Origin of the sequence: Bacillus sp. S71, assembly GCF_016625265.1 — a bacterium.
GTDB classification, from domain to species: domain Bacteria; phylum Bacillota; class Bacilli; order Bacillales; family Bacillaceae_G; genus Bacillus_A; species Bacillus_A cereus.
The window spans coordinates 248100-261563 of record NZ_JACVUW010000002.1 but is presented as its reverse complement, the minus strand read 5'-3'; the positions used below and the strand labels follow the sequence as shown (position 1 = coordinate 261563).

Here is a 13464-nt window from a genome sequence, read left to right as displayed (position 1 = left end):
TCGTTTTGAGTAAAGGTCTTTTTACGTCTATATGCACCTTACTATGAAACAAACATAGCATATTCAGAAACTACTAAATTGTACGGAGGTGAGGAACAGTTGGCAATTGATGATTCGGCCCAGATACCCATACGTTTTACATTCATATTTCATCATGTAGGTAGGAAAGAAACTGTTCCTCACCATTTCAAATAGTTAGGTAACAGATTGTTTCCTCCTTCATGACAGAGGAGGAACTACCGATGTTTAATTTACAAAGACAAGAAACAAAGCATGCTTATGAGCAAGATAGCATGAAAACAAATAACGAATTATTAGTGGAGGTTGCAACACAAGATATAAGCTCTGCGTTAAAACTTTTAGAAACATCTCAAGATGGATTATCTAAACAAGAAGCGTCTCGTAGACTTTCTTTATATGGCCCGAACGAAATAGCTCATAATAAAATGGCACCGTGGTACATTCAGCTTCTGTTAGCATTTAAAAATCCATTTATTTTCGTTTTATTAGCTCTTGGAGCACTCTCCTTTTTCACGGATGATATGCAAGGAACAATTGTCGTATCTGTAATGGTCCTACTTAGTGCAACGATTCGGTTTTCCCAAGAATTTCGTTCTCAAAAAGCTGCCGATAAGTTAAAAGCTATGGTTCGAACAACTGCGAGCGTATTTAGAATAGATGGATTTGTACATGAAATAAAAAATGTAACGAATTTAAATCGAAATTACACAACAGAAATTCCAATTGAGGAACTTGTACCTGGCGATATTATTTCCCTTTCAGCAGGTGATATCGTTCCAGCCGATGTGCGTATTGTATCCGCTAAAGATTTATTTGTTAATCAATCTTCTTTAACAGGGGAAGCACTTCCTGTAGAAAAATACGAAAACTGCTACCATACAGAAAATAAGCATATCTTACCGAAAAACATGAAAAAAAATTACAATCCACTCGATATGGAAAACCTTTGCTTCATGGGAACAAATATTGTAAGTGGTAGCGCAAAAGCTGTTGTCATCTCAACAAGTACTGATACGTATTTCGGCTCTTTAGCAAATAAGGTAATCGGAAAGCGGGTAGAAACAAGCTTTGATAAAGGTGTAAACAAAGTAAGCTGGCTCTTAATTACATTCATGCTTATTATGGCGCCTATTGTCCTTCTCATTAACGGATTCACAAAAGGAGATTGGCAAGAAGCTTTCTTCTTCGCTATTGCCGTGGCTGTTGGCCTTACACCTGAAATGTTGCCAATGATTGTAACTGCTAATTTAGCTAAAGGTGCCGTTAACATGTCTAAACAAAAAGTAATTGTGAAGCAACTAAATTCTATTCAAAACTTAGGTGCTATGAATATTCTTTGTACAGATAAAACCGGAACTTTAACAGAAGATAACGTTATCCTTATTCGTCACTTAGATCCTAATGGAAATAAATGCAATCGCGTCTTGCAATTTGCCTATTTAAATAGTTTCTATCAAACTGGATTGAAAAACTTAATAGATAAAGCTGTTATTAAGCATACAGAGGAAAACAATACATTTGACCCATCAGCTTTTCAAAAGCTAGATGAAATTCCATTCGATTTCGCCCGCCGGCGTATGTCAGTCATCGTAAAAGATATTTCAGGTGAACATACAATGGTTTGTAAAGGTGCCGTAGAAGAAATTTTATCAATTTGCAACTACACTGAAGTGGATAAAAAAATCGTTACACTCACTGAGGAAATACGCTCAAATGTCAAAAAACTAAGCGAGACATTGAATAGTGAAGGTATGCGGGTTATTGCTGTGGCTTATAAAAAAGATAGAAACATAAATGATAAAGAGTACGCAGTAAAAGACGAAACTGATATGATTCTCGCTGGATATATCGGCTTTTTAGATCCACCGAAACCATCTGCAGCAGCTGCAATTCAAGCATTACAAAAGCATGGTGTACAAGTAAAAATTTTAACTGGCGATAACGAAATTGTTACACGAAAAGTTTGTAAAGAAGTTGGATTAGATATCGGCGAACCAATCCTCGGTTACGAGATTGATTCTTTACCAGATAAAGCATTAGCAAAACTTGCTGAAGAAACGACTGTATTTGCGAAGCTTAATCCAATGCAAAAATCTCGCATTATACACGCATTACAAGGAAACGGACACACTGTAGGTTACATGGGAGATGGCATTAACGATGCTGTAGCATTACGTGAAGCTGATGTCGGAATATCTGTTGATACTGCTACTGATATTGCGAAAGAAGCTTCTGATATTATTCTACTCGAAAAAAGTTTAACTATATTAGAAACCGGGATTTTAGAAGGACGTACTACATTCGGAAATATTTTAAAATATATTAAGATGACAGCTAGCTCTAACTTCGGTAATGTGTTTAGCGTGTTAGTAGCAAGTGCTTTCATTCCTTTTTTACCGATGCTTGCCATTCATCTTTTAATTCAAAACTTACTTTATGATATTTCACAACTTTCTATTCCATGGGACAAAATGGATAAAGAGTTTCTAGAAAAACCCCGAAAATGGGATACTGCAAACTTACGAAACTTCATTATTTGTATCGGCCCAATTAGTTCCATATTTGATATTATCACATACGTAGTCATGTGGAATGTATTTGGCGCAAATACACCGAGCGAGCAATCATTATTCCAGTCCGGTTGGTTTGTGGTTGGATTGTTAACACAAACTTTAATTGTTCACATGATACGAACACAGAAGATTCCATTTATTCAAAGTGCTGCATCAACACCCGTCGTTTTATTAACCGCTCTTATTATGGCAATCGGGATTTATATTCCATTCTCACCACTTGGTGCAGCCGTTGGTTTACAAGCATTGCCACTTAGCTACTTCCCTTGGTTAGTAGGAATACTATTAGGCTACGCTTTTTTAACACAATTCCTGAAAAAGCTTTATATTAAAAAGTTTCATAGCTGGTTGTAAAAATAAGAATGAGTGGGTATTCCCCGCTCATTCTAAAAGACATAACACATATTTATATATGGAGGTGACCATGATGGTATGGTACGATATTATATTCAGATTAGTTATAGCAATTATTGTAGGAGCTTGCATCGGAATGGAAAGACAATGGAGACATCGAATGGCTGGGTTACGGACAAATGCTCTCGTATCACTTGGTGCCTGTATATTTGTTTTATTATCCGTCATGCTTGATCATGATGCTAGCCCCTCACGCATTGCTGCTCAAGTCGTTAGTGGCATTGGTTTTTTAGGGGGTGGCGTTATTATCCGCGATGGTTTTAGTATTAGAGGGCTAAATACGGCAGCTACTTTATGGTGTGCAGCTGCTGTCGGTACTCTTACAGGCGCCGGTTTCCTCGTTGCAGCTATATTAGGTGCAGCCGGCGTGTTACTAGCAAATATACTTCTTCGCCCAATTGCTCTTTTTATGAATAAAAAATCAAAAGAAGAATCACCTGAACAAACGAACTACTTACTTTCCCTTACTTGTTCAGAAGAAACTGAAGCACATATTCGTTTTTTACTTATGCATATGGTAAGTACAGAAGGGCTCAGTTTAAAAGAGTTGTATAGTGAAGATGTAGATTCTAATCAAAAAGTTTGTATACAGGCTACATTACATTGCAAGACAAATGCGGCTATCTTAATTGAAAAAATAGTAAGTAGAATGCTATTAGAATCTGGCGTTACTGGAGCTGGATGGAAGACTTCTTTAAATTTAGAAGCGAGTTAACTAGGAAAGGTGTCATGATTTTACTACTTCATGACACCTTCTACATAAACTTATTTTCTAACTTTTGTTGAAACGACTTCTCTTGCTTACGTAGTAGTTGACTACCTCGTTGTAAAATCGGTGTTCCATACTTATCGTTAATTTGATCAATGACAGCAAGTAGTGGTTCTTTTTTCGCATCCTCTTCAAATGAAAATAAATCTAATTGTTTCACCGATTCTGTCTTCCACTCTATTTCAGTAGCTGTAACACCTAGTAAACGAACGGAATCACCATCCCAATGTTGCTTCCATAAACGGGATGCTGCTTGAAAAATATCGCGTTCTTCCCAAATCGCATTTTTCAATTGCTTACTCCGTGTTACTGTTCGCCTATCATGGTATTTAATCATAATTTGAATATTATAGCTGACAAGGGTTCGCTTTTGTAACCTTTTACTCACTGACTTTGATAAACGTTCTAACATATCAAGTAATTCTTTCTCTTCATCCATATCCTTTGAAAAAGTCATCGAGTTACCGACACTTTTATGCTGTCCCATTTGACTCGGATCCACTTCCCTATCATCCATACCCTTTGCACGCCTTTGCAAATCAACACCGTGCTTGCCAATTTTAGCGCGAATGATATGCTCGTCTCCCTTTGCCAACTGTTCAATTGTCTGTATATGAATATCATTTAATTTTTCAGCTGTTTTCTCACCAATTCCATGCATTGCTCCAACTGGACGTGGCCAAATCAGTTCTGGAATATCGCGTTTTCGAAGCACGGTAATACCAAGTGGTTTTTTCATATCTGAAGCGGTCTTTGCTAGGAAAAGATTTGGAGCGATTCCAATACTACACGGAAGCTGCAACTCTGTTAATAGTGCTTGTTGAATCATCTTTGCTATTTCAAGAGGAGAACCAAGTGCGTAGCAATCTGTAATATCTAAATATCCTTCATCTATTGAGACTGGTTGTATCTTTTCTGTAAAACGGGAAAGGACTTGAAACATTTGAAATGAAGCTTCGCGATATAATGTGAAATTAGGACGCCTTACAACTAATTGCGGGCATAACCTTTTCGCTTCCCAAAGGGGCATCGTCGTACGTATTCCGTATTCTCTCGCCTCATAACTACATGTTATAATAATTCCTTTTCTCTCTTTTTCATTTCCAGCAACCGCTAATGGCTTTCCTTGTAATGATGGATCATGAGCAATTTCAACAGATGCGAAAAAGCAATTCATATCTACATGTAAAATTACACGACCATTTTTCGGATACATTTCTCGCATAGTACTCACCCCCTAATCAGAACGTTCGTTCTTTTATTATATCAAATTTTGCACAATAGTTATAATAATTACTTGTTCTTTTTTATAATCCATATAAAGAGGATACACATGTGAGAGAGGCTGATTATGGTGAAATTAACTATATGTTCCTTGTAGTTATATTAATCATCATAATTATTTACTCCTTCCAATTTTCAACATGAATACGTTTGGATTTTTCTCTCGTCTAATATTATATACTGCTATGATTTTTCTTGTATTGGCTTATACGCCTTGTAAAAACAATCGAATCAAAATAAAAAGCGTGTAAATCACAATTGATTTACACGCTTTTTCTATTCTATTACTTCGCTACTTCTTCAATAATTGCAACAACTAATTCTGCTGTTTTTGCTAACTCTTCAACAGGAATCTTCTCGTTTGTTGTATGAATTTCTTCATAACCAACTGCCAAGTTAACTGTTGGGATACCGTGTCCTGCAATTACGTTTGCATCACTTCCGCCACCACTTTGGTGAAGAGAAGGTGTACGACCAATTTTTTCAGCTGCACGTTTTGCAACTTCTACAACGTGATCGCCATCAGCAAATTTAAATCCTGGGTACATAACGTTTACTTCAACGTCTGCATGACCACCCATTTCTTTTGCAGTTGTTTCAAATGCTTCTTTCATTTTCGCAACTTGTGCTTCCATTTTCTCATTGATTAAAGAACGAGCTTCTGCAAAGATTTGTACATGATCGCAAACGATATTCGTTTGTGTACCACCTTCAAAACGTCCAATGTTTGCAGTCGTTTCAGAGTCAATGCGACCAAGTGGCATCTTCGCAATTGCTTTCGCTGCGATAGTAATTGCAGATACACCTTTCTCCGGTGCTACACCAGCGTGAGCTGTTTTCCCGCGAATAATTGCGTTCACTTTCGCTTGTGTTGGAGCTGCAACAACGATTTCACCAACTTTTCCATCGCTATCTAATGCGTAGCCATACTTCGCTGTAATACGCTCACGATCTAAAGCTTTTGCACCAACAAGACCTGATTCTTCTCCGACTGTAATAATAAATTCAATTTTACCGTGAGAGATATTTTTCTCTTTTAAAACACGGATTGCTTCGAACATTGATGCTAATCCAGCTTTATCATCCGCGCCCAAAATTGTTGTACCATCTGATACGATATATCCATCTTTAATAGAAGGCTTAATTCCATTACCAGGAACTACTGTATCCATATGAGAAGTAAAGTAAATTGTATCAACACCATCTTTTGTTGCTGGTAAAGTACAAATTAAGTTACCTGCACCATGACCAGTTACAGCCATTGTGTCATCTTCAAATACTTCTACACCTAAATCTGTAAATTTCTTCGTTAATACTTTGCAGATTTCTGCTTCAAATTTCGTTTCAGAATCTACTTGTACTAATTCCATAAATTCATTTACTAAACGTTCTTGATTAATCATAAGACTGCGCCTCCTGCACTACCATTATGTATGTAACACTATTAATTATAACAGAATTTCGCAAAAGTTTCGAAATACAAGACAAAAAACAGATGGTTTACATGTCTAGATAACCATCTGCTTTCTATTACTCATTTAACAATACCCAGCGCATATGATCCTCCCACACGCCATTTACCATTAACATCTTCCTAGACACGCCTTCATATTGAAAGCCTATCTTCGTCACTACTTGTATAGATGCTAAATTACGAGGCATAATCGGAGCTTCTATACGATGTAACTGAAATCCCTCAAAAGCAACTTGAATTGCTTTTCTAAGCGCTTCTGTCGTATACCCTTTGTTTAACTCTGCTTTATCTAATTTATAACCGAGTACACAAGATTGATAAATGCCACGAACGATTAAATTAAATGAAATACACCCAATTATTTTCGTATCATCACCCTTTTTAAAAATCCATAGTCTGATGATTTTCCCTTCTTCGAACTCTTTTCTATCCTTTTGCAACTTTTTCTTTTGATAATCTAGCGTAAAAAAATCATCCGGTCTATACTCTTCCCAAGCTTTTAAAAACTCACGATTTCTGTCGTAATATTGAAGAACTGTTTCAGCATACGACTCATCAATTTCCTTTAAATATAAACGATCTGTTTCGTATATTTTCATCATCGTATCTCCATTCTTCAGCTTGCCCAACTAAAAATTAACAATATACCCTTTTACTATATTCTCTACACACACTCAAATTTCCTGTTATATTTTGCAACCCCTTCCCGAATTTTGTCCTTACTCTCCCCTTGTCCATAATTTCATTTCTCGTTACAATGAAATTGTACTGATTTGCAAGGAGGTATAACGATGCATAAAAAAGCTCAAAAAATTATGGTTTATGTGATGCTAATTTCTATGCTTGTAACAACATTACTTGCTGGCGCGAGTATGTTTTGGTAAAAAGGGCGATGTGTTCGTCCTTTTTTTACTTTTTACACATGACAAAATAAACCATCTCGACATCGAGATGGTTTATTTTATATAAAACACAATTGCTACAATACTAAAGGAAAATGACATTACAAGTGCTATTACAAAACTTGTATATTGTTTCTGCTGAAATGCCCCAATAACAAAAGTGAGATTAAGTAATGCCATACATACAATCGCTACAAGATAAGAACATATATTAAAAGTTGCCAATATGAATGTAATAACAAATAGAAATCCCATAAAAAACTGCATATACGAAAGTTTTGGATTCAAGTACATATGAGCAACCCCTTTATCTAATTTTATCTTTCTATACTTTCATTAACGCATGGTTATGTACACATGTCAAGACAACTTATTACAATAGAAAAAGCCAACCTTTTCGTTGGCTTCTTCATATGCAACGGCTCCTTTTTCTTTTGCCAATTGCTGAAATGATTTTTTCGATTTCACAATCCATACTTTCGTTCCAATTGGAATACGATCAAACAAATATTCCACATCGTTTTTCTTCATTCTTATACATCCTTGTGAAATATACTTTCCAATTGAACTCGGTTGGTTTGTTCCATGTATTCCATATTTACTTCCATCAGTTCCTCTTGCATTAAATCCAATCCACCTTGATCCAAGTGGATTTTTTGGCGATCCACCTGGAATATCCTTCGCAATGTAATACGGATCCTTCGCTTTCATTACAACATCAAAAGTTCCTTCTGGAGTTAATTCATTCGTTTTCCCTGTCGCTACTGGAAAAACCTTTTGAATCTTTCCATCGTCAATGTAAGCTAATTTATTCGTTGCTTTATTTACAATAATAAAAGGATCTCCGGCACGTGGATTATCCCCAAGAGGCCAAATCGGCGATAAAGAAAGACATAATATGATAGAGAGAAGATACGGCATAGATAATTCCTACCTTCTATATAAGTTCTTTTATATTATCCTTTCCCTTAAAGCGACTTTTAATGAGTAAATATTGTTCCATTTCATACACAAGTTGAACAAGTTTCGCACGTATCTCAAATTCTTCGCGTGTAGCTGGCAATGGCATGTCTCTAAATAATTCCCTCATTTCTTGAAGCTGCCTTAAGGAAATAACGCCTGTACTTTCAGGGCTAATAGCATTACCAATGTTTTCAACAACATCTGCAATCATGTCAGCTTGTTCATACGTCCACGATAAAGAAGCTGCTAATGGTATCATTCGCTCTAAAATTTCAAATTGTTGCATACGCATATTAAAATAACGATAGTAATAATCATCTTCTCGCATAAATGCATTCTCAAGTTTTTTAAACGATAAATCTCTTGCTTCATTTAACATATTCTCGGTTTCAATGAGTTCTGCTCCACTCCAACTACTTTCTCGATTTCGTAAATACACAACCATTTCAAACAAAATCGTTTTAAAATTACTCTCTATTTTATCCTGATACTCTTTTAGCTTATTTTCACTACTCGGCATATACATATTTACTAATAACGCCACGCTAATTCCTATTGTTAATATAGCAATTTCATTTCCAACTATAAGCCATGTAATTTGCTTCAATGAATATAGATGCATAACAATAACTGAACTCGTGACAATACCTTCTTGAATTTTAAGCATTACTGCAGTCGGAATAAATGTAAGTAACAATATGCTAATTGCAAGTGGTGTATAGCCGATCGTTTCAAAAATACAAAACGCGAATACCATTGATAATACACACGCTAGAAAACGATGTAACGACACTTGAAGCGATTTGCGCTTCGTATTTTGTACACATAAAATAACTAAAATACCTGCTGAACTATAAAATTCTAATCCTAATAACTGAGCAATAAAAACTGCCGCGCCTGTCCCTATTGCTGTTTTTACTGTACGGTATCCAATTTTGAACATATCATTGCTCCTATATGTATAAACGTATTTACAGCTAGTATAAAAAAAGGATGACACAATGTCATCCTTTTCTACTTATTATTCACATAACCTTTTCATATTACAATATTTTTTGTAAAAATTGTTGCGCACGTTCACTTTTCGGCGCTGCAAAAAATTCTTCTGGCGCACTATCTTCTACAAGCTTTCCTCCGTCCAAGAAAAGAACACGATCTGCCACTTCTTTTGCAAAGCCCATTTCATGTGTAACGATAGCCATCGTCATTCCTGTCGTAACTAACGATTTCATAACTTCTAACACTTCTTTCACCATCTCTGGATCTAGCGCCGATGTCGGTTCATCAAATAACATAACTTCCGGTTCCATCGCTAACGCTCTTGCAATTGCTACGCGTTGCTTTTGTCCTCCCGACAAACGATTCGGATACGTATTTTTTTTATCTACTAATCCAACCTTTTCTAAAAGTTTCTCAGCTTTCTTTTCAGCTTCTTGCTTCGTTACCCCTTTTACATTGATAGGAGCATACGTAATATTTTCTAATACAGTCATATGAGGAAATAAGTGAAAATGCTGAAATACCATACCGACATTTTCACGAACATGCATAACATTCGTTTTCGGATTCGTTACTTCTTCCGTTCCAATCCAAATGTGACCATCCGTTGGTGCTTCTAACATATTCATACAACGTAAAAATGTTGATTTTCCTGATCCAGAAGGTCCTATAATTGCAACTACTTCCCCTTTTTCAATCGTTGTTGTAATTCCTTTTAATACTTCGTTTTTACCAAATGATTTATGAAGGTTTTCAATTTTAATCACTTTTCTTCATTCTCCCTTCAATTGCCTTCCCGACTAATGTAAGAATAATGACTAACATATAATAAATCAATCCAACAAAAAGTAATGGTTCAAGATATTTAAATGTCTCACCGCCTACAATGTAAGCACGACGCATTAAATCAGTCGCGCCTATTACTGTTACTACAGCTGATTCTTTCGTAAGTGTCGCAAATTCGTTCACAAGCGCTGGTAATATATTTTTTAATGCTTGAGGGAAAATAATATTTCTCATCATTTTTCCGTATGGTATCCCTAAAGCCATAGCTGCTTCTGTTTGTCCTTTATCAACTGCTTGAATACCAGCACGAATTACTTCTGACATGTATGCACCTGAATTCAAGCTAAATGCAAGTACAGCTGCTAAGAATGCTGGTATTTCATAACCAATTATTTGCGGGACACCGAAATAAATAATCATTAATTGCAATACAAGTGGTGTACCACGAAAAATTGATGTATAAAAATCTGCTGCTATATTTAATGCTCGTATTCTAGCAATTTTACAAAGTGCTAATAACGTTCCTAAAATAAATCCTGCTAAAGCTGATACCGCTACAATTTTCAAAGTAACTTCTAAACCTTTTAGTATATATGGTATCGAAGGCGTAATCGCCGAAAAATCTAAGTTCATTCTTTTCATTCCCCTCACAGAAAAGTGAAAGGCAGCTTATTTTCCGCTGCCAAACCATTTCTTCACTAATTTATCCATTTCTCCATTTTCTTGCATTTTTTTAATTACTTTATTAAATTCAGCTGTTTTATCACTGTTTTTCGGAAGGGCAATTGCTGCTCCAACTTCTTCTGGCGCTTCTTTAATTTCAATTCCTTGTAAATCTTTCATTTTCTCTAAATAATTTTTAGCAACTGTGTCTTCTATAATTGCAGCGTCAAAACGACCAGCTTTAATTTCTTGTACGATTTCTGGTATACGGTCACGTCCCTCAACTTGGAAATCTACTTGTTTTTTAAATTCTGCTGCTTTCTCTTCTTGAATAGATCCTGTTTGTACCCCTACTTTTTTCCCTTTTAAATCCTCTACAGATTTAATATTAGAATCCTTTTTAGAAACAACCATATTTTTCGCAACAAAATAAATATCTGTAAAATCAACATTATTTTTACGCTCTGCAGTTGGCGTCATGCCTGCCATTACGAAATCAACTTTTCCTGAACTAAGAGATGCTAATAAACCACCAAAATCCATATCTTTCACTTTCACTTCATACCCAAGTTCTTTTCCGATATATTTAGCAACATCAACATCAAAACCAATAATTTCATCACTTTTTGAAGCTTCCACGTATTCATATGGTTTATAATCTGCTGAAGTCCCCATTACGAGTACTTTCTTATTTCCTTTTGTTTCTTTCGATTCCCCATTACTACAAGCGCTGAATATACTTACAATTAAAATAAGTGCAAACGATATTGATACTAACTTCTTCATCTTTCTTCCCCCTAATAATGTATATTTAAAAGTTTAATAGAATATTTATTCGATGTTTGTATTGTATCAGCACTTTTATTTTTATGCAATATATAAAATAAAAATAAATAATAAAACAATATAAATGCTATTTGTTATGTATAAAATAATGCATAAAATAACATAACTATGCATATCTCTGAAATTTTAATAATAAATAAAAAAGGCGGCACATCCACTTGATTGTGGACGTGCCGCCTTTTCTCTTATTTTTTATAGTTCTTCACAATTCTCTTCAAAATATGATTGTAGTTTCGCAATAACTTGCATCGGTTCATGACCTTCAATTTCATGACGCTCTACCATCGTTACAATTTTTCCATCTTTTAATAAAGCAAATGATGGAGAAGAAGGTGGGTACCCTTCGAAATATTCACGCGCTCTTGCTGTCGCTTCTTTATCTTGACCTGCAAACACCGTTACAAGGTGGTTAGGACGTTTATCATAATGTACGGAATGCGCAGCAGCAGGACGAGCAATACCACCTGCACAACCACATACAGAGTTTACCATTACAAGTGTTGTTCCATTTCTTTTAAACGCTTCTTCTACCGCTTCTGGCGTCGTCAATTCTGTATATCCAGCAGAGACAATCTCTTCACGCGCTTGGCGGACAACATCATTCATAAAAAAGTTAAAATTAATCACTCTTTTCCCTCCTCTAAAACTACCTATTTGTATCTTACCAGTTAATGTTTATGAAATACAAGTAAGTTTACTTGTATTTAAGTATAGAAAAGGTGTTAGAGCAATTGCTCTAACACCTTTTCTTTAATGACCACGATGTTTTTGCTTTGCTTTTTGTACTTTAATTAAACGTCTTCTTTCTTTTTCAGCTTCTCGCTTCTCCTTAGACTGCACTTTCTTTTCTTGTTTATGCAATTCATAAGATAAACTAATCGCCTCTTGCGCCTTAGTAAAACGTTTAACATTTGTTTCTTTTGCTGCTTGTCGTATGATACGCTTTATGTTTTTAGGACGCTGTTTTTCTTTAACTTCTACACCACATTTTGCAAAATACTGAAAATGCTCTAAAAGTGAACTATTCACAAACATAAGCACGTCTTCATCTGACGGTTCCGCTCCAAAAATATACCTCGCTCCATACAATTTCCCTTGTTCTTTACATGTAATGATTCCAACAAAAAATTGGCCATCGTGATATACTGTCAACTCCATTGACAGCCCCTCCTTTAAAAAATTAGAAATACGGGACATCCCGGAGGGGAAGGTTACTGACATGAAATCATGCGTCTGGACTACCAACCAGAGCTGTGTTTTTGTATTTCTTTCACTTTTTGTATTTCTTTCACTTTTATTATATCTTTTTTTCCATAATCTTCATATATTCAACAATCATTTTTTTATGCGATCCTACAATATAGTCAGGTAGTTCTGTTACTGAAAAGAATTTAAGCTGAACTGCTTCTTCTTTATTCATAACAAAATCCCCTTCGTATTCATCCGTATAATAGGCGGTTGTTACAGATTGAAATTCATCACCGTTTTCTAATTTTGTAAAGTAGTTCGCTCCAGAAAATACATTGATTAGTCGCAAGTTCTTCACTTTTATTCCTGTCTCTTCATATACTTCACGATAAGCTGTTTCTTCTGGTGATTCACTAAGCTCCATTAGCCCGCCAGGTAGCCCCCATTTTCCGTACGGCTCTGTCCGCTGCTGCAATAAAACATATCCATTTTCATTTATAACGAGTACAACAGCACCAACTAAAATTAAAGGGCGATGACCAACTATTTTTCGTAATTCTTCTACATATCCCACCGTATCGC

The 13464-nt window shown here is 35.6% G+C and carries 15 protein-coding genes; 3 read left to right on the top strand and 12 right to left on the bottom strand.

Annotated elements, in window-relative coordinates:
* Nucleotides 1–242: 242 nt before the first annotated feature.
* The gene (mgtA, locus tag IBT51_RS04820; protein ID WP_200458059.1) at nt 243–2948 is read left to right on the top strand and encodes a magnesium-translocating P-type ATPase; all 2706 of its coding nucleotides are present in this window, start codon (nt 243–245) and stop codon (nt 2946–2948) included.
* 73 nt (nt 2949–3021) lie between these two features.
* Nucleotides 3022–3723: an MgtC/SapB family protein gene (locus tag IBT51_RS04815; RefSeq protein WP_200458060.1), complete on the top strand. Its 702-nt coding sequence runs from the start codon at nt 3022–3024 to the stop codon at nt 3721–3723.
* Between the two features lie 40 nt (nt 3724–3763).
* Here IBT51_RS04815 and IBT51_RS04810 read toward each other — a convergent pair whose 3' ends face one another.
* From IBT51_RS04810 to IBT51_RS04800, 3 genes are all read right to left on the bottom strand, one after another.
* A complete protein-coding gene (locus IBT51_RS04810; protein WP_200458061.1) occupies nt 3764–5002 on the bottom strand; it encodes a DNA polymerase IV in 1239 nt (412 codons plus the stop codon).
* 343 nt (nt 5003–5345) lie between these two features.
* Nucleotides 5346–6464, bottom strand: coding sequence for a tripeptidase T (locus tag IBT51_RS04805; RefSeq protein WP_000609816.1), 1119 nt, complete (start codon nt 6462–6464; stop codon nt 5346–5348).
* A 127-nt stretch (nt 6465–6591) separates the two neighbouring features.
* Nucleotides 6592–7137, bottom strand: coding sequence for a GNAT family N-acetyltransferase (locus tag IBT51_RS04800; RefSeq protein WP_025118231.1), 546 nt, complete (start codon nt 7135–7137; stop codon nt 6592–6594).
* Nucleotides 7138–7326: 189 nt separating this feature from the next.
* On the opposite strand from IBT51_RS04800, the gene prli42 reads away from it, so the two are divergent.
* Nucleotides 7327–7419, top strand: a complete 93-nt coding sequence (gene prli42 / locus IBT51_RS04795; protein WP_000549037.1) for a stressosome-associated protein Prli42 — start codon at nt 7327–7329, stop codon at nt 7417–7419.
* A gap of 72 nt (nt 7420–7491) precedes the next feature.
* Here the strand turns inward: prli42 and IBT51_RS04790 are convergent, their stop codons facing one another.
* From IBT51_RS04790 to IBT51_RS04750, 9 genes are all read right to left on the bottom strand, one after another.
* Nucleotides 7492–7731, bottom strand: coding sequence for a DUF3894 domain-containing protein (locus IBT51_RS04790; protein WP_000281167.1), 240 nt, complete (start codon nt 7729–7731; stop codon nt 7492–7494).
* A 66-nt stretch (nt 7732–7797) separates the two neighbouring features.
* Nucleotides 7798–8358: a L,D-transpeptidase gene (locus IBT51_RS04785; protein ID WP_001146564.1), complete on the bottom strand. Its 561-nt coding sequence runs from the start codon at nt 8356–8358 to the stop codon at nt 7798–7800.
* A gap of 16 nt (nt 8359–8374) precedes the next feature.
* The gene (locus IBT51_RS04780; RefSeq protein WP_000472671.1) at nt 8375–9343 is read right to left on the bottom strand and encodes an aromatic acid exporter family protein; all 969 of its coding nucleotides are present in this window, start codon (nt 9341–9343) and stop codon (nt 8375–8377) included.
* A gap of 100 nt (nt 9344–9443) precedes the next feature.
* Entirely contained in the window at nt 9444–10166 is a 723-nt protein-coding gene (locus tag IBT51_RS04775) for an amino acid ABC transporter ATP-binding protein (protein WP_000590203.1), read from the bottom strand.
* Nucleotides 10159–10818: an amino acid ABC transporter permease gene (locus IBT51_RS04770; protein ID WP_001046915.1), complete on the bottom strand. Its 660-nt coding sequence runs from the start codon at nt 10816–10818 to the stop codon at nt 10159–10161. The genes IBT51_RS04775 and IBT51_RS04770 overlap by 8 nt, the downstream gene beginning before the upstream one ends.
* Before the next feature lie 36 nt (nt 10819–10854).
* Entirely contained in the window at nt 10855–11634 is a 780-nt protein-coding gene (locus IBT51_RS04765; protein WP_000737678.1) for a transporter substrate-binding domain-containing protein, read from the bottom strand.
* A gap of 252 nt (nt 11635–11886) precedes the next feature.
* Nucleotides 11887–12300, bottom strand: coding sequence for a BrxA/BrxB family bacilliredoxin (locus tag IBT51_RS04760; RefSeq protein ID WP_001979317.1), 414 nt, complete (start codon nt 12298–12300; stop codon nt 11887–11889).
* Between the two features lie 144 nt (nt 12301–12444).
* Nucleotides 12445–12852: a YjdF family protein gene (locus tag IBT51_RS04755; RefSeq protein ID WP_200458062.1), complete on the bottom strand. Its 408-nt coding sequence runs from the start codon at nt 12850–12852 to the stop codon at nt 12445–12447.
* A 139-nt stretch (nt 12853–12991) separates the two neighbouring features.
* The gene (locus IBT51_RS04750; protein ID WP_200458063.1) at nt 12992–13456 is read right to left on the bottom strand and encodes an NUDIX domain-containing protein; all 465 of its coding nucleotides are present in this window, start codon (nt 13454–13456) and stop codon (nt 12992–12994) included.
* Nucleotides 13457–13464 lie beyond the last annotated feature (8 nt).